This window comes from Oceanobacillus polygoni, from assembly GCF_008304605.1.
In the GTDB taxonomy this organism is placed as follows: Bacteria; Bacillota; Bacilli; order Bacillales; family Amphibacillaceae; genus Oceanobacillus; species Oceanobacillus polygoni.
This window is the reverse complement of record NZ_PIJY01000010.1, coordinates 41,828-64,072: the sequence shown is the minus strand read 5'-3', so window position 1 is coordinate 64,072 and position 22,245 is coordinate 41,828. Positions and strand designations below refer to the sequence as shown.

General features: G+C 37.1%; 26 protein-coding genes. 21 read left to right on the top strand and 5 right to left on the bottom strand.

What is annotated here, in order from left to right:
• Window positions 1–121 precede the first annotated feature (121 nt).
• The 3 genes from F1560_RS04100 to F1560_RS04090 form a co-directional block, all read right to left on the bottom strand.
• Window positions 122–2,140 (bottom strand): penicillin-binding transpeptidase domain-containing protein, encoded by a 2,019-nt coding sequence (locus F1560_RS04100; RefSeq protein WP_149473373.1) that lies wholly within the window; start codon window positions 2,138–2,140, stop codon window positions 122–124.
• A gap of 149 nt (window positions 2,141–2,289) precedes the next feature.
• Window positions 2,290–3,234 (bottom strand): LCP family glycopolymer transferase, encoded by a 945-nt coding sequence (locus F1560_RS04095; RefSeq protein WP_149473372.1) that lies wholly within the window; start codon window positions 3,232–3,234, stop codon window positions 2,290–2,292.
• Window positions 3,235–3,443: 209 nt separating this feature from the next.
• Entirely contained in the window at window positions 3,444–4,046 is a 603-nt protein-coding gene (locus tag F1560_RS04090; protein WP_149473371.1) for a class D sortase, read from the bottom strand.
• 590 nt (window positions 4,047–4,636) lie between these two features.
• Between F1560_RS04090 and F1560_RS04085 the strand changes: the two genes are divergently transcribed.
• The 8 genes from F1560_RS04085 (at window position 4,637) to motS (ending at window position 9,939) form a co-directional block, all read left to right on the top strand.
• Window positions 4,637–5,224, top strand: coding sequence for a CalY family protein (locus tag F1560_RS04085; protein ID WP_149473370.1), 588 nt, complete (start codon window positions 4,637–4,639; stop codon window positions 5,222–5,224).
• A 102-nt stretch (window positions 5,225–5,326) separates the two neighbouring features.
• Window positions 5,327–5,893: a TasA family protein gene (locus F1560_RS04080; RefSeq protein ID WP_149473369.1), complete on the top strand. Its 567-nt coding sequence runs from the start codon at window positions 5,327–5,329 to the stop codon at window positions 5,891–5,893.
• Between the two features lie 155 nt (window positions 5,894–6,048).
• Window positions 6,049–6,906, top strand: a complete 858-nt coding sequence (tapA, locus tag F1560_RS04075) for an amyloid fiber anchoring/assembly protein TapA (protein ID WP_187773621.1) — start codon at window positions 6,049–6,051, stop codon at window positions 6,904–6,906.
• On the top strand, window positions 6,903–7,475 hold the full coding sequence (gene sipW / locus F1560_RS04070) for a signal peptidase I SipW (RefSeq protein ID WP_149473367.1): 573 nt from the start codon (window positions 6,903–6,905) through the stop codon (window positions 7,473–7,475). Before tapA ends, sipW begins: the two co-directional genes overlap by 4 nt.
• A 33-nt stretch (window positions 7,476–7,508) precedes the next feature.
• Window positions 7,509–8,156, top strand: a complete 648-nt coding sequence (locus F1560_RS04065; RefSeq protein WP_149473431.1) for a TasA family protein — start codon at window positions 7,509–7,511, stop codon at window positions 8,154–8,156.
• 251 nt (window positions 8,157–8,407) lie between these two features.
• The gene (locus F1560_RS04060) at window positions 8,408–8,542 is read left to right on the top strand and encodes an anti-repressor SinI family protein (RefSeq protein ID WP_246811904.1); all 135 of its coding nucleotides are present in this window, start codon (window positions 8,408–8,410) and stop codon (window positions 8,540–8,542) included.
• A gap of 72 nt (window positions 8,543–8,614) precedes the next feature.
• Window positions 8,615–8,944 carry a helix-turn-helix domain-containing protein gene (locus F1560_RS04055; protein ID WP_149473365.1) on the top strand — a complete coding sequence of 110 codons (330 nt, stop codon included), beginning with the start codon at window positions 8,615–8,617 and terminating at the stop codon, window positions 8,942–8,944.
• 227 nt (window positions 8,945–9,171) lie between these two features.
• Window positions 9,172–9,939: a flagellar motor protein MotS gene (gene motS / locus F1560_RS04050; RefSeq protein ID WP_149473364.1), complete on the top strand. Its 768-nt coding sequence runs from the start codon at window positions 9,172–9,174 to the stop codon at window positions 9,937–9,939.
• A gap of 117 nt (window positions 9,940–10,056) precedes the next feature.
• Here motS and F1560_RS04045 read toward each other — a convergent pair whose 3' ends face one another.
• Entirely contained in the window at window positions 10,057–10,308 is a 252-nt protein-coding gene (locus F1560_RS04045) for a hypothetical protein (RefSeq protein ID WP_149473363.1), read from the bottom strand.
• A gap of 340 nt (window positions 10,309–10,648) precedes the next feature.
• Between F1560_RS04045 and F1560_RS04040 the strand changes: the two genes are divergently transcribed.
• Both F1560_RS04040 and F1560_RS22025 read left to right on the top strand, forming a co-directional pair.
• Window positions 10,649–11,152, top strand: coding sequence for a VanZ family protein (locus F1560_RS04040; RefSeq protein WP_149473362.1), 504 nt, complete (start codon window positions 10,649–10,651; stop codon window positions 11,150–11,152).
• A 143-nt stretch (window positions 11,153–11,295) separates the two neighbouring features.
• Window positions 11,296–11,460, top strand: coding sequence for a hypothetical protein (locus F1560_RS22025; RefSeq protein WP_187773620.1), 165 nt, complete (start codon window positions 11,296–11,298; stop codon window positions 11,458–11,460).
• A 39-nt stretch (window positions 11,461–11,499) separates the two neighbouring features.
• Here the strand turns inward: F1560_RS22025 and F1560_RS04035 are convergent, their stop codons facing one another.
• Window positions 11,500–12,156 (bottom strand): YigZ family protein, encoded by a 657-nt coding sequence (locus tag F1560_RS04035; RefSeq protein WP_149473361.1) that lies wholly within the window; start codon window positions 12,154–12,156, stop codon window positions 11,500–11,502.
• A 169-nt stretch (window positions 12,157–12,325) separates the two neighbouring features.
• On the opposite strand from F1560_RS04035, the gene F1560_RS04030 reads away from it, so the two are divergent.
• From F1560_RS04030 to F1560_RS03980, 11 genes are all read left to right on the top strand, one after another.
• Window positions 12,326–13,456: a sensor histidine kinase gene (locus tag F1560_RS04030; protein WP_149473360.1), complete on the top strand. Its 1,131-nt coding sequence runs from the start codon at window positions 12,326–12,328 to the stop codon at window positions 13,454–13,456.
• Window positions 13,457–13,625: 169 nt separating this feature from the next.
• The gene (locus tag F1560_RS04025; RefSeq protein WP_095311127.1) at window positions 13,626–14,318 is read left to right on the top strand and encodes a response regulator; all 693 of its coding nucleotides are present in this window, start codon (window positions 13,626–13,628) and stop codon (window positions 14,316–14,318) included.
• 273 nt (window positions 14,319–14,591) lie between these two features.
• The gene (locus F1560_RS04020) at window positions 14,592–15,434 is read left to right on the top strand and encodes a DegV family protein (protein WP_149473359.1); all 843 of its coding nucleotides are present in this window, start codon (window positions 14,592–14,594) and stop codon (window positions 15,432–15,434) included.
• Window positions 15,435–15,536: 102 nt separating this feature from the next.
• Complete coding sequence (locus tag F1560_RS04015) at window positions 15,537–16,943, top strand: ATP-dependent helicase ComFA (RefSeq protein ID WP_245347801.1); 1,407 nt, start codon at window positions 15,537–15,539, stop codon at window positions 16,941–16,943.
• Window positions 16,944–16,945: 2 nt separating this feature from the next.
• The gene (locus tag F1560_RS04010; protein WP_149473357.1) at window positions 16,946–17,626 is read left to right on the top strand and encodes a ComFC family protein; all 681 of its coding nucleotides are present in this window, start codon (window positions 16,946–16,948) and stop codon (window positions 17,624–17,626) included.
• 40 nt (window positions 17,627–17,666) lie between these two features.
• Window positions 17,667–18,092, top strand: coding sequence for a TIGR03826 family flagellar region protein (locus tag F1560_RS04005; RefSeq protein WP_149473356.1), 426 nt, complete (start codon window positions 17,667–17,669; stop codon window positions 18,090–18,092).
• A 172-nt stretch (window positions 18,093–18,264) separates the two neighbouring features.
• Window positions 18,265–18,525: a flagellar biosynthesis anti-sigma factor FlgM gene (gene flgM, locus F1560_RS04000; protein WP_149473355.1), complete on the top strand. Its 261-nt coding sequence runs from the start codon at window positions 18,265–18,267 to the stop codon at window positions 18,523–18,525.
• Between the two features lie 24 nt (window positions 18,526–18,549).
• Window positions 18,550–19,038, top strand: coding sequence for a flagellar protein FlgN (locus F1560_RS03995; RefSeq protein ID WP_149473354.1), 489 nt, complete (start codon window positions 18,550–18,552; stop codon window positions 19,036–19,038).
• 120 nt (window positions 19,039–19,158) lie between these two features.
• Window positions 19,159–20,670 (top strand): flagellar hook-associated protein FlgK, encoded by a 1,512-nt coding sequence (gene flgK / locus F1560_RS03990; protein ID WP_149473353.1) that lies wholly within the window; start codon window positions 19,159–19,161, stop codon window positions 20,668–20,670.
• A 9-nt stretch (window positions 20,671–20,679) separates the two neighbouring features.
• Window positions 20,680–21,570 carry a flagellar hook-associated protein FlgL gene (gene flgL / locus F1560_RS03985; RefSeq protein ID WP_149473352.1) on the top strand — a complete coding sequence of 297 codons (891 nt, stop codon included), beginning with the start codon at window positions 20,680–20,682 and terminating at the stop codon, window positions 21,568–21,570.
• Between the two features lie 99 nt (window positions 21,571–21,669).
• The gene (locus F1560_RS03980) at window positions 21,670–22,233 is read left to right on the top strand and encodes a DUF6470 family protein (protein ID WP_149473351.1); all 564 of its coding nucleotides are present in this window, start codon (window positions 21,670–21,672) and stop codon (window positions 22,231–22,233) included.
• The last annotated feature ends 12 nt before the right edge of the window (window positions 22,234–22,245 follow it).

Below are 22,245 nucleotides of genomic sequence, written 5' to 3'. Positions count from 1 at the left end.
GTCGAACCACCCCAATGTTCGGGGCGCAGTCCGTACGTCGCTAACCGAGCGCTTGCGCTTTTGTTCCAGGTAGAAAGTGTCCATTCATAACCACTTAGGGCAAGGCGTGGTTTGCTTATAATTATTTAATAGCTTGAAAGGCTTCTGTAACTTTTTTTGTTGCAAGTCCGCTTTCTTTATCTTGAACCTGTTCAACCATCATTGCAATAATCATATCCTGATCATCTGTAGGATAGCCAACAAACCAGCCATTCTCGTCACCAGACGATTCACTCGTTAATTTTAATTCAGCAGTACCGGTCTTTCCCGAAATCGGAAAATCTGCATCTTGTGCATTCCGACCGGTACCATCTGTAACAACTTTTCGTAATGCATCCTGTATAGCGTTTGCTTGTTCAGCAGTAACTAATCCTTCCTTCCAGACTTGTCCTGTTTCTTCATTGGTAAGTAAGGTTGGCTTCACCATATTTCCGTCATTTAAAAATGGGGTGTAGCTTAATGCAAGATGAAGTACATTCATTTCCAGCTCACCTTGACCATAACTAGCGTTTGCTAACAGGACTTCATCATCTAACGTGCCACTGGATGAAAGGCTTGATGCTGTGATTGGATATTCAAAAGGAAAATCCTCTTCAAACCCAAAGTCTTTTAACCCATCAGTATAGCTTCCAGCCCCCATTTCAACCGCTTTTCTTGCAAAAAAGATATTATCAGATCGGATTAATGCATCAGCTAGATCAACAGGACCGTTGGAGGTGGATACGCGACGAACCTCATAATCTCCCCAGCCTTCACCATTACTCCATGTCAGACCGTTAATCTCGATTCCTTCACCAAGTACAATGGAGCCATTAGTTAATCCGATTGCACCTGTAATTGGTTTAATTACAGAACCAGGTGCGTAGGTGGCGGAGAATCTGTTCAGTACAGGATTACGTTCGTCTTCCTCTAATTTTCCCCAAAAGTTACTTGATGTACCGTATAATACTTCATTCGGATCAAAGGAAGGACTACTTACAAGCGCTAATGCTTCACCTGTTTTTGGATCAACGGCAGCAGCTGTACCGGCATCATCCTCAAACGTATTGAATATTTTTTCTTGTATATTAATGTCAATGGTAGTCGTAATTGTCTTCCCATCTTCAACAGGAATCTCAGCAAGAATAAAATCCTCTTCGTCCTCATTTGCAAGAACAATACGTACACCTTTTTTTCCTTTTAGTTGCTCCTCATAAAGCTGTTCCAACCCACGAGATCCAGTCTTATCGTTAGCACTGTACTGATCCGTGTCGAGTGTTTCTAAATCATCAGCATTTACATTACGGATATAACCGACAAGATGAGTTGCCGCTTCTCCTGCAGGATATACCCGACCAGTAATTTCTTGTGACTGGACGCCTTCAATGGCTAATAATTCGGAGAGAAGTTCATCTTCCGGAAGTACACTTTTTAGTGGAACAAATAAATTGTCTTCAACCCAGCCTGCGTTCAATGCGGTTTCGATTGTATCTATGTTCATTCCGAGTAGGTCAGCAACCTTTTGCACCGATTGGTCAGGATTTGCACCAAGGTTACCTGGAACAATACCAATTTCGTAAATCGTATCATTAATTGCTAATGGCATTTGATTACGATCCAGAATTTCTCCGCGCTTTGGAGAAGTTGTTTGTATGCGGATTTGACCGTTCTCTTTTAAATCTGGGAAAATAAATCCAGTTTCCCATTCAACATACCAATTTTGTGAATCCTCTTCTTCTGTTCCATCATCCTGTTGGATAAGGGTCGCTTCGTGCTCAAAATTAACCGGTCCAGCAAGTGTTTCTAATTGGACGGTAAACGGAATAGTTGCCGTTCTTTCTTCCATAGCTGTATCCAGCTGTTCTTCACTTAATTCATCAAAACTCACTTGAAAGTCAGAAACACCTATGTCTTCATAAATAGACTGTGTGCGTAATACAGACTGTTCCTCGGAATACGTGTTAGCTGCATCTGCAGAAAACAAGTCATACATTTGATCAAACTCGAGTTCGTTCCAGTGTGCCACATAGTCATTAAAGCGATCATTCGGTGTAACCTGATCTTGCTCAGAGCATGCACCAAGAATGAGTAGAAAAACAAATAAAATGATAATTCGTTTCATACCAATTCCTCCAAATCTTATTTTACCGATAAGAAGCTTTTCATATTGTTAAAATTTTTTTGAAATCTGTCCAGAGAAGAAAAGCCACGCTGCTTATCTCGATGTACAGGTGACTTTTCTTCTTAAAAAACAGTGATAAAAGGAGAGCGTTAATTTGCTTCCATATGAGCTGTAATGTCTGATGTGATTCGGCTAAACTCTTCGTCAGGAACGATATAATACCATACACCGCCGATGGTTTGACCAGATCCGTTAATTTCCATTGTTGTAATGCTTCGTCTAGCACCAGCATAGTCTGTAAATAACGTTTGAATTTTTTTCATATCTAAATCTGTTTGTACATTATCGCCTAAAATTGTTAAAATATCACCGACTTTAGTAATGCTGGAAAAACTAGCTGCTTCATCCATCGCTGCAGCAATGACATTGCGTTGGCGTTCATTTCTTCCCATATCACCACGCGGGTCTTCATAACGCATACGAATATAGTCGAGTGCTTCATCACCATTCAGACTAATTTGGCCTTCAGGAAACGTGTGTCCACCACTCGAAAAAGCAAAGTTATTGTTAATCGTAACTCCACCTAAAGCGTCAATTCCTTGTTGGAATCCTTCCATATTCACTCTTGCATAAACGTGAACAGGTAAATTGAAAGCTTCCTCTACTGTTTGAACAGATAAATCAGTTCCGCCAAAAGCGTACGCGTGGTTAATTTTGTCCATACCACGTCCCGGGATATTTACATATGTATCCCTTGGAATACTAAGCATGATGATTTCATTTGTTTTTGGATTAATGGACATTAGAATCATTGTATCTGAACGACCTTTATCTCCAGAACGTTCATCTACACCTAAAAGTAAAGCGTTGAGCGAGCCATTATCTGAAAAAATCGACTGAATTTGCTTCTGGCGGTCAGGATCATCATCTCTCGCTAATGGATTGTGCATGGTTTCTATCGTTGCACCAACTTCATTCCATAAGTAAAAGACATACCCGCCAATTAGCAAGAATAACCCAAGGAAGATTCCCCCAACCCATAGTAGCCATTTACGTTTTTTCTTATTATGTTTTTTGTCAGATCTTGATACCACATGTATTCTCCTCTGTATTAAAATGTTAAAATTATAGGACTTCTTAACGATGAATGGTGTAAAAAAATATCAAATCTTGGATAAATTATATACGAAATAGTGAATATAGTCTATGAAAAATGTATAAAGATTTAACAAGGATAGTGTGATTGTCAGTTTATTCGATTATCACGCATGAACGAGCTGTAATCCCCCTACTGCATGATGTTTCACTTTATGTCAGTTGAAACTGGTAAAGCAGTAATAATATAGCGATCCGGTGCACTACCTATAAATGAAAAAGGATAGCAGGTTGTTAATGTCAAAACTTCTTCATCATGTGGAACAATGATTGTACGATCTTCAGCATCGACTATTTTGGTGTTTGTAATTTCATAGGAAAATTCTCCGTACGGTAATTGAATTGTCAATATATCACCGATTTCTAGTTCCCCCATACGACGAAAGACGGTATCGCGATGTCCGGATAATACAATTTGGTCGTTTTGGAGTGGATAGGCAGTCCCGCGATAATGCCCGACACCTTTAGCGAGTTCGTCCTCATGAGTTCCTTCAACAATAGGCAAATCTGCCTCCAACTTTGGAATATGTAAGATGCCAACTGTTTCTCCGATATCTGGAGAAAATTCTTTAGCTATTTCTGGTTGTTGCTCCTCTGTTAAATCATTCGTGGAGAATTCTTTTTCATCAAGCAGAGCCTGTGCTTCGGCCATACTTTCCTTTTGTGCCATTTTCGTCTGATACCACTGAAATCCCCCGAATGCAAGGAAGGCAAAACCGATAACTATAATGAACAACGAAATTTTTTTCATAGGACACATCCCTTATGATTAGGCTTACATTCAGTATATCCAATTTATATGAGACTTTAAAGATTAAACTTTTAAACTAGGATGAAAAGCAAGGAGAGTAATAATTTTTGAATAGCTAGCTTTGTTGCTTTGAAAGGTATTTTTATTCTGTTCTTTATAAAATGTGTAAAATAATTTAAAATTATTAAAAATTAGAGTAAAACAAAGTAAATTTAAGTAATTTAAAGTATTTCGTTCTTTATAACGTATAAAAGGTGGAATTTGAGTGTTTCCTATTTGAGGAAAATAAATTATACTTCATTTAAATCGTTCGTTATTAAGAATTATAATGAAGTAATAAAGAACGGTAGCGGCTTGTGAGGTTACATATGAAAGGAGGGTTGTTGCTGTATCCAGCTTCGTTCGTTAAATAGCATTCGTATGAGCAGAAGAAGTATCAGCCATTCAGCGAACAGCGACAATTGTTTGTGAATCAGATGGGAATGTAACAAGACGTCCCTATTACATGCAACTAGGTATTCACTTAGGAAGCTTCGTGCATGCCAAGTGTTTAAGAAATCATTTTATAAAATTGAAGGAGGAATTTTACAATGAGTTTAAAGAAAAAGTTAGGTGCAGGTGTAGCAACAGCAGTATTAGGATTGGGATTAATCGGTGGGGGAGTATTTGCTTATTTTAGTGATTCAGAGGTTTCGAATAACACATTTGCAGCAGGGACGTTAGATCTAGCATTAAATCCAACAGAAATTATTAACGTAGATAATATCAAACCTGGTGACACAATGTTGCGACCATTTACACTTTCAAATAATGGAACATTGGATATTAAAACAGTTGACCTTTCAACAGGTTATACAGTAAACGATGTTGGAAGTAATAATTCGGAAGATTTCGGAAAGCATATTCGAGTTAACTTTTTAGCAAATGCAGATAAATTAACGACTCCAATTTGGTCAACAACTTTGGCTGATCTTCAAAACGCTAGTCCTGAATTAGTACACGAAAAATTCTGGTTAGTATTTTGGGAAGAAAGAGGTTTAGCACCAAATACAAGTGATACTTTCTACGTTCAATTCGAGTTTGTAGATAATGGGGAAGATCAAAATGAATTCCAAGGAGATAGCTTGAATTTAGAATGGACATTTAATGCGAAGCAAGGTGAAGGTCAAGCAAAATAATAAAATAATTGGAGGAGATTATTCTCCTCCTACATAAGCATGAAATAAAAATACCATAATCATAAGAAAATTGATCAATAAAAACATTGGGAGGGAATCTAGTTGAGCCTAAAAAAGAGTTTAACCGTCAGCTTCATTACTGCTGCAATAGGAATTAGTTTAGTCACAGGTGGAACCTTTGCGTACTTTAAAGATACAGAGGAAACTGCAAATACGTTTGCAGCGGGACTATTGGACTTAGGAATAAACAAGGAATCAATTATTACTATTACGGATATCGTCCCTGGTGACACCATTAATGGAAATTTTGAACTTACCAATGACGGTACAGTAGACATGAAGGAAGTTATCTTGAATTCCTCTTACGAAGTTATCGATAAGGGTGAGAATAACGGCGGGGATGATCTAGGTGATCACATACTTGTCGAATATTTATATCATGTGAACGGAAAAGAAAATGTATTGTTTAAAGAAAAACTATCGAGTTTAACAGATAACCCAAAGAAGATTTTAGAAGATTTCACGGTAGATAGTAACCCTAAGAAATTCACTGTTCGATTCAGTTTTGTAGACAATGAGAAGGATCAGAATCATTTTCAACAAGATTCCCTAAAACTGAAATGGGAGTTTGAGGCAGTTCAAAGAGATGGAAAACCTAATTTCGAATAAAAGGTAAACAGAAGGAACTACATTTAGAGGGAGGTGGTATTTTCATTCTCCTTCTAAATAAATTTATACATATTCATTAGCATAAAACGTAAAGTTACATGCTAATGAATATGTATAAAACGTAGATATTTTGAAAGGCGGAGATGTGTTTGAGAATGAGCCGTTTAAATAAATTTAAACAAAAGAATCGATTGTTATTTCTGCTATTAAAAGTTTCGCTAATCTGGTATGTTCTTCTATTTTCTATTAACTATTTAGCTTCAGATACAGCAGCCTATTTTACGAATTACAAGGAAACATCAGGTGATGTAACAGTTGGTACTTGGGAAGACCCGCATATTGATAGTTTTTTACGCTTTACGTCTAAAGGAAATGAAAACATAAAGGCTTGTGAGGGTGTTGTAATTTCAACAGAGTTAAAAAATGATGGGCCAGGTGATATGGAAGAAAGTAGTACCTATGATGTGTATTATATTGAAAATGGAAATCCAGAGAAGCATGGGAAAAAGCTAAAATTGGGTAAGGATGAAGGAGTTATTTCTCCACTTGATAAAGGACAATCAACCAAACTTACTTTCCAAGCAAGTTCCCCAGGAGTCTATGTATTTACGACAAAAGAAATTGTTGGAGATTCTAGTAGTAAAACGATTTGGAGTAAATGGATAAAAGTAAACTGTCCTTCCTCGAAAACAGTTGATGAAGAGCAGGAAGATCAAGAGGAAAGTACTGAAGTTACAGAAGAGAAAGAATCGAAATCGCAAACGAATGAAACGAAAGATAGCGGTAACGAGAAAGTTGAATCCGATTCAACTGTCGAGGAAATCGAGAGTACAGAAGAAAAGAAGGAAGACAAAAATAAAGAAGAAAAGGTAATTGAAGAAGAAGCCGAAACAGAAGTTGATGAAGTTAAAGAAGAGACAAAGGATTCAGTGAAGAGCAAGGAACAGAGTCTTGAAGAAACGAAGAATCATATAGAAGAGTCAACAAACGAACAGGAAGGTGAAAAGGAATGAAAGCAAGGAAAGTTTTAAAATGGGCAAATCGTATTGTTACAAATGTTCTTGTGATTTTATTGATTGGAGTAGCAGCTCTTGTACTATCAACTAAATTGACTGGTGGAGAACCAGAGGTATTCGGTTACCAATTGAAAACAGTTCTCTCTGGGTCAATGGAACCTGATATTCAAACAGGATCAATAATAGCTGTACGCTCCATTGCAGAAGAGGAAAAAAGCAGTTTCGTAAAAGGTGATGTCATTACGTTTATGGAAGAAGATAACAAGCTTGTTACACATAGAATTGCAGAGGTAACGGAGACAGGAAACGGTGTTCTCTATACAACAAAAGGGGATAATAACAATGCTGTAGATCGAAATCCTGTTTTGGCAGATAATGTTGTCGCAGCATATGATGGGTTCACAATTCCTTACATTGGATACATTGGTAGTTTCGCTCAATCACCAAATGGGAGCATTGTATTTATGATCATTCCGGGGATTTTGATGTTAGGTTATTCTGGCTTCACGATATGGAGAGCGTTAAGACAAATCGAAGAAAAAGAAAATGTTGCCGATGCGAAATAGATATACACGTCATTGATATGAGGAAGGTGCTTCATGAAACACATTAAATTGCTTGCTTTAATATTACTTGTAATAAGTGCTTTCTCTATGTATATAGTAAATCCATCTTCAGTTTCAGCTTCTGGTGAAATAACCATTGATATATTACCAGAAGAAGTGCTATTTAACATTGATAATATGAAACCTGGGGATTGGGCTCCTAGATCTGTTGTTGTACAAAATAATGGAATCCTGGATTTTGATTATTTCATTTCTGTAAGACCGTACGGTGATTCAAAGAAACTTTATAATGAATTATTACTGGAAATCAGTGACGCAGAAGAAATTCTCTATAACGGGAAATTGCAAGACTTTAATGGATTACCTGCTCGTAATTTAGTGAGCTCCAGTGAAGAAACGTTGGAATTCACAGTACGCTTTCCAGAACATTTGGGTAACGAATTTCAAGGGTTGAATGCCAATTTTTATTTGCTATTTACAGCAGAGGGAGAAGACGACGATACAGATGAGCAAAGTGTTGCTGGTGCTGTTAGCAGTGGAGGTAGTGGAGGTAGCTCAACTTCCGATGGTTCTCCACTCCCGAGCACAGCAACCGACATTTTTAACTTTCTTCTTATAGGGATTATCTTGTTAATGGCAGGTGCGTTTATCTATGTTTACAACAGAAAAAGAGCGTTGTAGCGCTTATTTACCAAGTAAAATGATAGGAGCGAATAGCTTACAAAATGAGTAACATTTTTAATTTCCTTATCCTACAAAACTAGTGTTCAAATGACAAAACAAGTCACACAATTTATGTTAAATATATAGTAAAATGGGCTTATGTATCCGTAGTTATAGGTTATCTTATGGGAGGTTGGCGCGGAAGTTTTTTAGTCTAAAGCCCTACTGGTAATAGCTAAATTATCTGGATTATTGATGGAGGCGGAATTGTGGATAAGGTAATTGAAATCGTTGCGTTTGATCAAGAATGGATTACATTAATAAAAATGGCAAAAAAACTAGGTATATCGTTAGAGGAAGTTCGGCAGTTTCTGAATAGCGCAAGTACAAAGTCATATGTTTGATTTAATTTTTACTATTAATAGAACTCTTCACCAAAATTATGATATAATTCGCAGAGAAAGTAGGTGAAGAACTTGATCGGTGAAAAAATCAAACAATTACGAAAAGAAAAAAGAATGTCGATTTCAGAGCTTGCTGAAAAGGCGGGAGTAGCGAAGTCCTATTTAAGCTCGATTGAGCGAAACCTTCAGTCAAACCCATCGATCCAGTTTATCGAGAAAATTAGCCACGTATTAGGAGTTTCTGTGAACGATTTAATAAATGATAATAATTCGATAGTTGAAACAGAGTTAGATAGTGAATGGATGAAAATTGTAAAAGAGGCAATGGAGTCAGGAGTTTCTAAAGAACAATTTAAGGAATATCTTGAGTTTAATAAATGGCGACAAGAACAAGATAAATAAAGTCACCGAACCGTTTAGCATTGTGCTTTGCGGTTTTTTGATGTGCAGAGGCAGTAAAAAATATGGTTATCTTTATAGATTAAAAAATGAAGTTCAACTTTGTATCATTCATGCCGATATAAATAGTAAATAGAATACGTTGTTCAAACAGTTATTGAAATTGTATTCTTATAGCATGTTGAACATTTAAATGAATAATCTAGATGGTTATACAGAGGAGAGCACCAATGAAACGTAGAGAAATTAGGAAACGGAATGATAAAGGAACACCAAAATGGATGGTTACATACTCGGATATGGTTACCCTAATTCTTGTTTTCTTCATTTTATTATTCTCCATGTCACAAATTGATTTATATAAATTTAAAGCGATCTCAGAATCCTTTCAAAATAGAATGATACTTGACTTTTCTACATCGGCTGTACCGATGGATAATCCAACAGAGTTAATTAATGATGAAGAAATTGACGAAATGTCCAATGAATTTGAAATGCCATCACAGAATAACGATGTAATTGACCAGGAAGATGAAGAAGATCCATTAGATGGTTTGTTAGAAGATGTTGAATTCTATTTGGATGAACATAATTTAAATGAGGTTATTACCGCTAATCGGACGGAACGAGGCGTTGTGCTAGTTTTGCAGGATAGCATTTTTTTTGAGACTGGTGAAGTGGATATATTACAAGAAGGAGAATCCTTTTTACAAGAAATAGGCAATCTGCTTATGGAGATACCAAATGAAGTTAAAGTTGAAGGTCATACAGACAGTCGACCGATGAGCAATTTTCGTTATCCATCAAACTGGGAGCTTTCCGGTGGGCGTGCAAGTAGTGTTGTTCGTTACCTAATTGAGGAATTTAGTATTGACGAATCTCGCTTTTCGATAGCAGGATATGGCGACACGAGGCCGAGAGTACCAAATGATACAGAGGAGAATATGCGCGAAAATAGAAGAGTGGAAATAATTATCCTTAATACAGAGGGGGAATAGGACTTAGGCAATTGGATGATGGAGTACTTTTGGCAGGTAGAAAAGTATAAAAACTATCCTATCTGACGAAATTTATAAGGATATTACTAAAGGCTATGATAATTGTTATCATAGCCTTTAAGTTTGATTAACTGGTAACTTTACAGGAGACTTCACATGAGCATTCTTTAGATTAACTTCATACCATTTCTTAACTGATAAATTAGTTTCAGTTTTAGATATGACGCTAATGCTAGCATTGGGAAAAGTCGTTTTTACATATTCAACTTCACTTTCAGATAGCCTTAACTCTCTAAGGTACGTACCATTCTTGAAGGAGTCTTTAATAAAAGATTCAAACGCTTCGTTTTGGTTTAATTTTAACACCATTTACTTCCTCCTAAATTTACTAATGATAAATATAAGTATGATCTCGATTATTAGTGATATGGTTTCGGCTGAAAATCTAAGCATTTTTTCATATATGCTTGAAGCAAATGTGCCATTTGTAGGTAAAATGCCAACTTTACTATTCTCACCATATTTCTTATAAATAAACGCAGCAGTTTCCCGATATATTTTCCAGCTGATTTTTAACATTAATAATCTGATTTTCGAACCACGCGTTTTCTTTTGAAAAAGCTATACGATGAGCGTATCTTTGCGGTATAATTACTTCACATGATTTTGGCGAGGATTGTATTTTTTTAGAAAGTTTGGTAGATTAATGATGGCAAAGTATTTATATTGGACCTTACCTATTAGTTGGATGTGTATGATTTTTTCTTCATCAGCAACTCCGTATGAGGAACAGGACATCAAACCATTACTAGGTAATATGGTAGATTTACGCTTTTTAGAAAATATAGTCGGGTGGATATCTTTTACCTATAATCAATCAGTTGTTAGTGTGGAAATGCTTGGCATTAACGGTTTTGTCGAATTTTTTATACGGAAGGGTGCACATGTTGCGGCATTCTTTTTATTGACATTGTTTTTTTATATTGCGTTTCGGAAAACATGTGCGAATATGAAGCGCTATCGCTGCCTTGTTTTCTCTTTTCTACTGACGGTTTTATATGCAATATCAGACGAGATTCATCAAGGGATGACACCGAATCGAACGGCTTATATAGGAGATGTCGGATTAGATAGTTTTGGTGCGTTGCTAGCAGTATTCGTTATCGGAATATTTTATTGGCGAAAAAATAAAAGAACAGACAGAAATGTTTAAGGTTTACGAAGGATATAGCGAAATGTTAAATATATTTAATTTTATTTTCGACACATTTCGACACATTTTTTTGTAAAATTATGCTAGAGTTCTCATTAATTGTAAAAATACATTCTATAAAATAAGCAAAAGGCGGGAATTTGATGAAAGAGCAAGAAAAATTAAAAGAAATGCTAAGTAAAATGATTGATGAAACAGAAAAGAAAAAAATTCATAACTCAGAAGACCTAATAAAAAAACTAATTAGTGAGCTATCGAATAGTGAACCTTTAGCTAAATATACCCATTCCCATGTAATAGCGAAATAATAAAAACTGCATCCTCATCCTTGAGAACGCAGTTTTTTTTCATTCATTTTCTGTTTGTGTTGATGAAACATCGACTTCGATGTATTTTTGTTCCATTGTTTTTAATTTAGCTTGATCACTTGTCAAATCAATCATCCAATTTTGGAATGCTTCTATTTCGTCTTGTTTCACAAACACGATAAATTCTACATTTTCTAAATAGTTAATCGTTTCAAGAAGATATTCAGAATTTCGCAGTTCATTTTCTATTTTGCCAAGCAGGGTATAATCAATGGTAATGGAAAAACCTTGCATCAATTCTCTTCTTACGACCCCGGTTGCTTTAATCGCATGAGAGGTTGAACTTCCATATGCCCGAATTAATCCGCCTGCTCCTAACTTTATGCCACCGAAGTATCTTGTAACAACAACAGCAGTATCTTTAAGGTGTTGTTTCTTCAGAACTTCTAACATCGGTACACCTGCTGTCCCGCTCGGTTCCCCGTCATCATTTGCCTTTTGAATCTGATCATGCTCTCCAATAATATAGGCTGAACAGTTATGTGTAGCATCGGCATGTTTTTTCTTAATTTCCTGAATAAACGCTTGTGCGGCTTCTTCTGTTTCGACTCTACGAACATAGCCAATAAACCGCGATTTTTGAATAATTAATTCATCATTTCCATTCTTTTTAACTGTTAAATAGCTTTTTAGCATCTTGATTTTCTCACCTCAAACGAACATGATAGTAGATAGATAGTGTTATATGCATAAAAAATTTAAATTAATTATCAATTTTTGGATGAAAATTCATGTAAAAAGGGAAAAGACCCTTTAAAAAATAAAACGATGTACGTATAATTATAACACAGGTTGGTGGGGAATGATGAGTGTTAAAATAAGTGAGAAGGCTTTGGATCATGTAATTGATGATATGGTCGAAGTTGTGGAAAATAGTAAAGATGAAATTTTTAATATTAGTGAAGAAGCACGTAGAGAGCACGATCACCTTGTTTTGGAGCTAAAAGAAACGAAGGAGAAAGTGCTTCAACATATTGAAAATGGAGATAAGCTTGAAGAACGAGTGCGTTTTTCGAGAAAACGTTTAGCAGAAGTTAGTAAGTACTTTGAACGCTATTCTGAGGAAGATATTCGCGAAGTGTATGAAAATACACATCTCATGCAAACCAATCTGGCTATTTTACGTCAGGAAGAAAAAGCATTACGAGACAAACGAGATGAATTAGAAAGAAGATTAATTACGTTAACGCATACAATCAATCGAGCTGAAGGTTTAGCTGGAAAGATTTCCGTAATTCTAAATTACTTGCAGGATGATTTTAGACAAGTAAATGAAATGATTGAAAATGCAAAAGAAAAACAGGAATTCGGTCTGAAGATTATTGAAGCGCAAGAAGATGAACGACGAAAAATATCTCGAGAAATTCATGATGGACCAGCACAGATGCTTGCGAACATTTTACTTCGTTCCGAGATTGTAGAACGAACAATTCGTAATGGCTCGATGGACGAGGCGATATCCGAGATAAAAAGCGTTCGAAAAATGGTACGTTCCTCTTTATATGAGGTGAGAAGAATTATTTATGACCTTAGGCCAATGGCATTAGATGACCTTGGACTTGTTCCGACCATGAAAAAATATGTGGACAGTATTTCAGACTACAATAATATACCGACTGAATTTTCAATCATTGGTGAAGAGAAGCGGCTTAATTCAAAATATGAGGTTGCGTTTTTCCGATTAATGCAAGAATCCATTCAAAATGCAATTAAACATAGTGAAGCGAGTCAAATTCAAGTGAAGTTAGAAATACGCAGAAACAGCTTAACGATGGTTATTAAAGACAATGGGAAAGGCTTCGATGTCAGTAAGAAAAAGGATAAATCTTTCGGTTTGATAGGTATGAGAGAAAGAGTGGAAATGTTAGAGGGAGAGTTACATATTCAGTCTTCCCTAGGTAAGGGGACAGCAATTATCATAAAGGTTCCCTATTAATCAGGTTACGTATATAATAGGTTATATAGAATTATTGATGCAAATGAAGTGAATGAAAATGCATCATTAATATACTAATAGAGAATTCATATTTAGAAAAAGAAAAATGATCTATCATATTAGGGTGTAAAAGAGAACTAGTATTTAGTATGTGGGAGGAATAAAGGCAATGAATACAGAGAAAAAAATTAGCATTGTATTAATAGATGATCACAAATTATTTCGTGAAGGTGTAAAGAGAATACTAGATTTTGAGCCTTCTTTTGAAGTAGTTGCCGAGGGAGATAATGGTGCAGTGGCGTCTAAGTTGGTTAAAGAGAATAATCCGGATGTTGTATTAATGGACATCAACATGCCTGAAATAAATGGGGTTCAGGCGACTGCTGATTTAGTAAGATATTTCCCAAATACGAAAGTAATTATCCTGTCCATCCATGATGATGAAAGCTATGTGACACACGCATTGAAAACAGGTGCGCAAGGCTATCTATTGAAAGAAATGGATTCAGATTCATTAATTGAAGCGATTAAAGTCGTTAGTGATGGAGGATCATACTTACACCCGAAAATAACACATAATCTTGTTAAGGAATATCGACGTCTAGCTAGAGAAAATAGTTCTAGTATCGCTGATAAAGGAATTGAATATCGTAAACCATTACACTTGCTTACAAAGCGTGAGTGTCAGGTATTGCAATTATTAGCAGATGGAAAAAGTAACCGTGCAGTAGCTGAAACCTTATACATCAGTGAAAAAACGGTAAAAAATCATGTGAGTAATATTTTACAAAAAATGAATGTAAACGATCGTACACAGGCAGTTGTTTCAGCCATCCGAAAAGGTTGGGTTGAGGTCATCTAGCCGCATTGTTCTAAAAATACCCTGATGATCTTGTATCATCAGGGTATTTTTCCGTGCGTATCTAAAGTGATGTTATGAATGAACGACTAATCTGCGAATTTTCCGATTAAAGGCAGTACCTCTTTGCATGAATCATCATAATTGCGCTCCTCGATAGGATTTCTACCGTTCTCATAACATACATGAGAAGAACTCAGAATAACAAGTGCTTTTTAGAAATAGTTGAGGTAAAATAAAAATGATACAAATCGTAATAGAGGAGAAGGATAGGTTATGAAAGTTGCTGTAATGACAGATAGCACAGCATATATAACTGCTGACGTAAGAGAAAAGACTAATATTCACATGGTTCCACTTAGTGTTGTCTTCGAAGATAAATCCTATGAGGAAGAAATAGATATTACAACAGAAGAATTCTATCAAAAAGTAAGAGAAACAAAGCAATTACCTACAACCTCACAACCTTCCATCGGATATGTAACGACCAAATTAGAGGAGCTTGCTAAGGATTATGATGCAGTTGTATCCATCCATTTATCCAGTGGGATTAGTGGGACTTATCAAGCGGTTGCTAGTGCTGGAGAAATGGTAGACGGTATTGATGTCTATGTATATGATTCCGAGATGAGCTGTATGGTGCAGGGCTTTTATGTATTGGAAGCTGCAAAAATGGCTGAGCAGGGGAAGACAGCTCAGGAGATCATTCAACGATTAGATGAGATGAAAGAAACTATGACAGCTTATTTCATGGTAGATGATCTTACTAACTTGCAACGAGGTGGTCGTCTATCAGGCGCCCAGGCGTTAGTTGGAAGTCTTTTGCAAGTAAAACCAATCCTCCATTTCTCTAAAAAATTGATCGTACCATTTGAAAAAATAAGAACGCGTAAAAAGGCGATTAGCCGAATCATTGGAATGCTTGAGGAAGATGCTGATAAAGGAAAAGATCTTTCTGTTGTTTTCATTCACGGAAATAATGAAGCATCCGCGATTGAACTACGTGATGCATTTTTACAAAAAAATCCTACCATGGAAGCAACGATTAGCTACTTTGGACCTGTTATTGGAACGCACTTAGGCGAGGGGGCTATTGGTGTCGGTTGGTATGTAAAATAGCAGCAAATTTGTCTTTGTAATGATTAAGCTAAAAAATAATCGTCATTCCTAGCCATGCTATAAATCTAGGAATGGCGAAATAATATGAAAGAGAGTGAATCAATGTCAAACGAAATAACCGCTACACGTGATGAATACGCCAAGCAATATAATGGGAAATTATTATTAAGAAACGAAATCTTGCTTGATAACCCCGTATTCCAACATCTACTCGCCACAAAGCAGTTTACTCCAATGAAACCAATCGTTCGAAAATCCTTCCGTATGCATTGTAATCGATGTGGCAATGAAAAAACTACTCTTTTTGGAAAATTCCCGTGTAATCAATGTAAATCAACCCATGCATACTGTCGCAAATGTATTGAAATGGGACGAGTTAGTGAATGTGAAGTGTTGTATCAATGGTCAGGTGGTCAGCCAGAGTGGCCGAAGCATGAAAATCCGTGTACATGGGAGGGGGAGCTAACTGCTGTTCAACAAAAAGCTGCTGATCGAATTGTGACTGCTATCCGAATGAATGAAAAGGAAACGCTTATTTGGGCGGTATGTGGTGCTGGTAAAACTGAGATGCTGTTTCCTGGAATTACAGATGCGTTAAGATGTGGAAAACGCATTTGCTTAGCTACACCACGGGCTGATGTTGTGAAAGAATTGTACCCCAGGCTGAAGCGGGCATTTCGTACTGTGCCAGTCCAGGCTTTGTATGGTGGTAGTAAAGAAAAAGCAGGAACAGCCCAGTTGATCATTGCTACGACACATCAACTGCTCCGTTATAAGGAGGCATTTGATGTCATGATCATTGATGAAATCGATGCCTTTCCATTTCATGCAGACCCTTCCTTGCCGTTTGCTGCTAACCGTGCCAGAAAGCCCGAAAGCACTACGATTTACTTAACAGCAACACCACGAAATGAACAACGAAAATTAATCCGCAGGAAACAACTACCACATATATTCGTTCCACTCCGCTTCCACGGTAAACCATTACCAGTCCCTCAAGCGAAAATGTGCTATAGCCTAAAACGTGACCTTCAGAAGTTTACCATTCCAAAATCGATTATAAGCTGGCTAAAAAACCGCGAAAATTCAAATCGACAACTACTTATCTTCGTTCCAACGATTATTCTTGCTGAAAAATTGAAAAGACCACTTGGATTGACCTTACAGCAAACTGGTTTACTACAGTCAGGTAAAAAACTACAATCCGTCCATGCGCAAGATCCAAATCGAGGGGAAAAAGTTCAAGATTTTAGAGATAGAGAAATTTTTGTTTTGATTACGACAACGATTTTAGAGCGAGGGGTAACTTTTCCTTCTGTTGATGTTGTTATTTTGGATGCAGGCCATGATGTATTTGACGAAGCAGCGCTTGTACAAATTGCTGGTAGAGCAGGACGAAGCCCAGCTGATCCAACAGGAGAAGTAATCTTTTTCCATCAAGGAAGAACAGAAGCGATGAACGAAGCTATAACTTCCATAAAAGAAATGAATAAAAGGGGAGGTTTTTGAAGGTGAATTGTTTAGTTTGTCAAAATGAGATTATTCTTCAGATTGGCTGGGCTAATTTATTTCAGCTGTCGGTCCCTCGCCCTATCTGCGAAGCATGTGCAGCTGAATTAGAGCTGCTAAAAGGGAATCGATGTAGAAAATGTAGTCGCCAGCTAGAAGAACAGCTTTGTTCAGACTGCCGTTCGTGGGAAGAACATAAAGAAATGGACACCATTGAATTTAACTATTCCATTTTTGCCTACAATGAAAAAATGCAGGATATCGTTGCAACTTGGAAGTATCGTGGAGATTACATGTTAGGGGAAATATTTCGAGAGTATGTCAGGGAAGCTTTTAAGCAGAAATTTTCTTTTATAGGTAAAGACTCCCTAGCAATTCCAATTCCCCTAAGCACAGAACGGATATTAGAGCGTGGATTTAATCAGGCGCTTCAACTAGGAGAGTTTTTACCAATCGAGCAAGCCAACATCCTTTCCCGCATTCATGGAGAAAAGCAGTCAAAGAAAACACGTATGGAACGAATTACTACAGAAAACCCATTTTTTATACGTCAACCTATTAACAAACCAGTCGTTCTTGTCGATGATATATATACAACAGGTACAACTTTACGTCATGCAGCACAATTATTAAAGCAGCATGGTTGCCCGAGTGTGTATGCATTTACACTTATTCGAGGATAGCTTTTGGATGTGCTATAATTATTGGAAAGAGGGAATAAATATGGCTGAGTTAGCTAATTGTGTCCGATGTAACGCGGTTTTTGTAAAAGGATTACGTGATGTTTGCCAAAACTGTTACAAGAAAGAAGAGGACGCATTTCAAACAGTCTATCGTTATTTAAGGGAAAGAAAAAATAGAGAAGCAACATTACTTGAAATCATCGACGCTACCGGAGTAGAGGAATCTTTAATTATCAAGTTTATTAAGGAGAAACGCCTTCTTCCTTCTGATTTCCCAAAGCTTGCTTATCCATGTGAAAGATGTGGGAATGAAATTACTTCGGGAAAGCTATGCATTTCATGTAGCGAAGAATTGAAAAGTGATTTAAACGCATATGAAAAAACAGAACAAATAATGGAAGAGGCACGTAAACTGGCCGCACCTAACATCGATACGTATTATGCAATTGCCAAGCATAAAAAGTGAATAGGTTAACTCAATTAAGTGATTTTTTAAAGGAATACGTTTAGGGAAAGTCTCAAACAAGATAAATCTGCATCAAAAAGGTATTAAATAATTTAACTTAGTTGCCGATAAAAAATGTAGAGAAAAAATGATCGTTCATACAAGTTTTGAACCAAAAGGGGTGAAGCTCAGGATGAAAATTAATGGTCCGAATCAAACAAATTTTAATCCATATAAGCAACAAATACAAAAACAATCCGAATTAACAAAAGAGACGAAGCAAAAGGATCGTATCGAAATTTCGAGCGAGGCAAAACAGCTGCAGGAAAGTGGAAAGACGAACGAAAAACGTGCAGCTTATGTTCAGGAGATTAAGCAGGCAGTTGATGCTGGAGAATATAAAGTGAATCCGGAAAAGGTAGCGCAAAAGATGCTGCAATTCTGGTCGAAATAATACTTTTTTAAGGAGGACGTCAGGTTGTCCGCAGACACAATAAGACAGTCGTTGAAAGAGCTTGTACAAATTCATACGGATTTATTGGCTACTTCTGAAGAAAAAACGCGTATCGTAAAGGAAGGATCCATTGAAAATCTGCAGACGCTTCTAGTAAAAGAACGGAAGCTATTACGGCTATCAGAACAAGCAGAGAAGAAGAGACAGCAATCTGTTAGTGACTGGTGTGAGGCGAATCGTATTTCGAATGAAGATGCTACGATTACAACTATTCTAAAGCACATTTTGAGTGAAACGGAGCAAGTGAAACTCGAAAGTATAGCAACTCAGCTTACAGAACTGATTACAAAGCTAAAACAGCAAGAACAGTTGAACCAAGCATTAATCAGTCAGTCGATGCAGTTTGTACAATTGTCATTGGACCTGATGAGTCCAACATTAAAAAGCATGAATTACGGTGTTAAAAAAGAAACAGAGGTATCGAATCGATCCGTTTTTGATTCGAAGGCCTAATTAGAATACGTTTTAAGAAAGAAGGATAAAAAAGACCAAGAAAGTTCATTAAAATTTTTGAACAACCTCTTATACTGTCTTTTTTACTCGACTTTTAAACGGTTAAAAGGAGTTTACCAAATGAGTACATTTCACGGCTTGGAGATGGCAAGGCAAGCCCTAGCCACACAGCAAGCAGCACTATATACAACTGGTCATAATATAGCGAATGCGAATACAGAAGGCTATTCAAGGCAACGGGTTAATTTTGAAACGCTATCAGCTTATCCTGCTGCATCTCGTAATCGTCCACAAATTCCAGGACAAATGGGAACTGGTGTAGAAGCAGGATCGGTCCAACGTATTCGTAATCAGTTTTTAGATAATCAATTCCGTGGTGAAAATAGTACTTCTGGATATTGGTCAACGAGAGCTGAAGCGTTAAGTCGCATGGAGGCCCTTCTAAATGAACCATCCGATGCTGGTCTATCTAAAACAATGGATCAGTTTTGGCAATCGTTACAAGACCTTGCAGTAAACCCTGAAAACTCAGGTGCAAGATCTGTCGTACTTCAACGTGCGCATGCGTTAGCAGATACGTTTAACTATATGTCTGAGTCGTTGACAAATATACGTACAGATTTGCAAAAGCAAATTGATGTAACCGTAAAAGATGCGAACACATTGATTGATGGAATTAATGAGTTAAATAAGCAGATAAAACATCTAGAAACACATGGCTATAGTGCAAATGATTTATACGATCGTAGAGATATGTTAATTGACAATCTATCTGAAATCGTAAGTATTGATGTTTCGTACGATAAAAGTCATCTTCCACCGAATAAACAAGGCGATGGTGTTGCGACGATTAAACTTGTAAATGAAGCGGGAACGGCAATTACGGATTCTTCGTTAATTGATGGTGTCTCTGGGGTTGCTAAGTTTTTTGACGAGCCTAACTATGCTACAGAAGAAAGTTTACTTGCTGTTAGCAGTTTTACAATTGATGGTACAGAAGTTGACATAATGGCTACGGAAGGCTCGCTCAAAGGTTTAATAGATGCCTTTGGCTATGTCGATGAATCTGGTGCAGTTGTTGGGGATTATCCTGAAATGCTTCGTAATTTGGATAAAATGGCCTATGCTTTTGCAACTGCATTTAATGAACAACATCAAGCGGGTAAAATCGGTGATGAAAATGGAGCTGCATTCTTTACGGAATTCGGGACAGATGAGGACGCCTACATCGGTGCAGCTGGAGCGATTTCCGTATTGCTTGAAAATGGTAGTCAAATTGCAACGAGTACAACTGGTGATTCTGGAAGCGGTGATAATGCACGTAATCTAGCTGATATTTTTAATGCGAGTAACTCTACATTAGACGGTGCCAGCATTAAAAAGTTCTATGAGTCGCTGATTGGAGACCTTGGGGTAACAGCTGAGCATGCCAACCGAATGACAGAGAATACAAACACGCTGTTAGGACAAGTACAGAACCAGCGCCTCGCTGTAAGTTCTGTCTCATTAGATGAAGAAATGTCGAACATGATCAAATTTCAACATGCATACAGTGCTGCTGCAAGAAGCATGACAGCAATGGATGAAATGCTGGATCGAATTATAAATAGTATGGGCTTAGTAGGAAGGTAGGCGATTTAAATGCGTGTGACGCAGGGAATGATTTCAAATAATATGCTTCGTAACTTAACGAATAGTTACGGAAAAATGGATACGTATTTACACCAGCTAAGTACCGGTAAAAAGATTAACCGTCCTTCTGATGACCCTGTTATTGCAATGAAAGGAATGGGCTACCGCACTGAGCTTGTAAGAGTGGAACAATATATTCGTAATACAAATGAAGTGCATAATTGGATGGATAATACGGATGCAGCACTTGATAAAGCTACCTCTGCAATGCAACGTATACGGGATCTTGCTGTACAAGCAAGTAACGGAACGTACGATAAGGAAGAGCTTAAAAACATCAGTGAAGAAGTAAAGCAATTAAAAGAACATATGATTGAAATTGCAAACACGAATGTGAATGATAAATACATCTTTAATGGTACAAAAACGAATACAGCTCCGGTCAATCAGGATGGCGATATTGACTTTGATGGCTCGCCTGTATTAATTGAGGTTTCTAGTGGAACAACTTTACAGGCAAATGTTGATGGAAATGATGTGTTCGGTGGGGAGCCAAGTATTTTTGATACAATTGATAATTTTATTAACAAGCTCGAAGGAGCAGGTGATACTGATTTAGATAATGAGGCTATTGATGCAAGTATTGCTGATTTAGACGTTGGTATCAATAATATCGTCAATGCTCGTGCGGAGCTTGGAGCACGGATGAACCGCTTGGAACTGGTAGAAAATCGTTTAAGTGAACAGGAAGTTATTGCAACGAAAACCATGTCACAAAACGAAGACATTGATTATGCAAAGGCAATTACCGAGCTAATTACCCAAGAAAGCCTGCACCGTGCAGCATTATCAGCAGGATCACGAATTATACAGCCTTCTTTAGTTGATTTCCTAAGGTAATAAAATAAACCCTGACCCATCATAGGGTTCAGGGTTTATGCTATGTTTAGAGATTAAATTCTATAAATACGGTTCCTGTTAGAAGGGAGTGCGCTTTGGATGCAAATTCCACAAATTCGGATGCAATCACAACGAGCACAAATCGAAATTCAAAAAACGGATGCGCAAATAAGAATGGCTCAGCCACAAGCAGAACTAACCATCCAACAACCAGAAGCAGAGTTAACAATACGGACTACCCCTGGAAAACTTCGTATTGACCAATCAGAAGCATGGGCAGACTTGAATTTAATGCATATTACAAAGCGAAATGAACTTTTTGCAAGAGAAGGAAAAAATTCACTGATGCAAGGTATTGCCAGACGTGCTAGACAAGGTGATGAATTAATGAAGATTGAAAATGGAGGAGATGCTATAATTCATCAAGCGATGCAAAATAGCGCAGATCCAATGAAGTCACTTGGAATTAAATTCATACCTTCTCATTTTTCAGTCAAAACAAGTTATCAGCCAGCGGAGGTACATATTGACGTTCAACCAAAGAAACCAATTATACATGCAACCCCTCAAAGTCCGGAATTTAGCTATGAACCTGGCAATGTTACTACAAGTTTGAAGCAAAGGCAGTACTTAGAAATCAGTTTTACCAATTTATATGTATAGGAAGGACGTTTC

Bases quoted from the DNA above. Each gene is read 5' to 3' on its own strand.
- F1560_RS04020 (WP_149473359.1), top strand. From the start codon at position 14,592: ATGAAAGTTGCTGTAATGACAGATAGCACAGCATATATAACTGCTGAC.
- F1560_RS04040 (WP_149473362.1), top strand. From the start codon at position 10,649: ATGGCAAAGTATTTATATTGGACCTTACCTATTAGTTGGATGTGTATG.
- F1560_RS04025 (WP_095311127.1), top strand. From the start codon at position 13,626: ATGAATACAGAGAAAAAAATTAGCATTGTATTAATAGATGATCACAAA.
- F1560_RS04005 (WP_149473356.1), top strand. From the start codon at position 17,667: ATGGCTGAGTTAGCTAATTGTGTCCGATGTAACGCGGTTTTTGTAAAA.
- F1560_RS04045 (WP_149473363.1), bottom strand. From the start codon at position 10,308: ATGGTGTTAAAATTAAACCAAAACGAAGCGTTTGAATCTTTTATTAAA.
- flgM (WP_149473355.1), top strand. From the start codon at position 18,265: ATGAAAATTAATGGTCCGAATCAAACAAATTTTAATCCATATAAGCAA.
- F1560_RS04085 (WP_149473370.1), top strand. From the start codon at position 4,637: ATGAGTTTAAAGAAAAAGTTAGGTGCAGGTGTAGCAACAGCAGTATTA.
- tapA (WP_187773621.1), top strand. From the start codon at position 6,049: ATGAGCCGTTTAAATAAATTTAAACAAAAGAATCGATTGTTATTTCTG.
- flgL (WP_149473352.1), top strand. From the start codon at position 20,680: ATGCGTGTGACGCAGGGAATGATTTCAAATAATATGCTTCGTAACTTA.
- flgK (WP_149473353.1), top strand. From the start codon at position 19,159: ATGAGTACATTTCACGGCTTGGAGATGGCAAGGCAAGCCCTAGCCACA.
- F1560_RS04100 (WP_149473373.1), bottom strand. From the start codon at position 2,140: ATGAAACGAATTATCATTTTATTTGTTTTTCTACTCATTCTTGGTGCA.
- motS (WP_149473364.1), top strand. From the start codon at position 9,172: ATGAAACGTAGAGAAATTAGGAAACGGAATGATAAAGGAACACCAAAA.
- F1560_RS03980 (WP_149473351.1), top strand. From the start codon at position 21,670: ATGCAAATTCCACAAATTCGGATGCAATCACAACGAGCACAAATCGAA.
- F1560_RS04090 (WP_149473371.1), bottom strand. From the start codon at position 4,046: ATGAAAAAAATTTCGTTGTTCATTATAGTTATCGGTTTTGCCTTCCTT.
- F1560_RS22025 (WP_187773620.1), top strand. From the start codon at position 11,296: ATGAAAGAGCAAGAAAAATTAAAAGAAATGCTAAGTAAAATGATTGAT.
- F1560_RS04030 (WP_149473360.1), top strand. From the start codon at position 12,326: ATGAGTGTTAAAATAAGTGAGAAGGCTTTGGATCATGTAATTGATGAT.
- sipW (WP_149473367.1), top strand. From the start codon at position 6,903: ATGAAAGCAAGGAAAGTTTTAAAATGGGCAAATCGTATTGTTACAAAT.
- F1560_RS04015 (WP_245347801.1), top strand. From the start codon at position 15,537: ATGTCAAACGAAATAACCGCTACACGTGATGAATACGCCAAGCAATAT.
- F1560_RS04065 (WP_149473431.1), top strand. From the start codon at position 7,509: ATGAAACACATTAAATTGCTTGCTTTAATATTACTTGTAATAAGTGCT.
- F1560_RS04035 (WP_149473361.1), bottom strand. From the start codon at position 12,156: ATGCTAAAAAGCTATTTAACAGTTAAAAAGAATGGAAATGATGAATTA.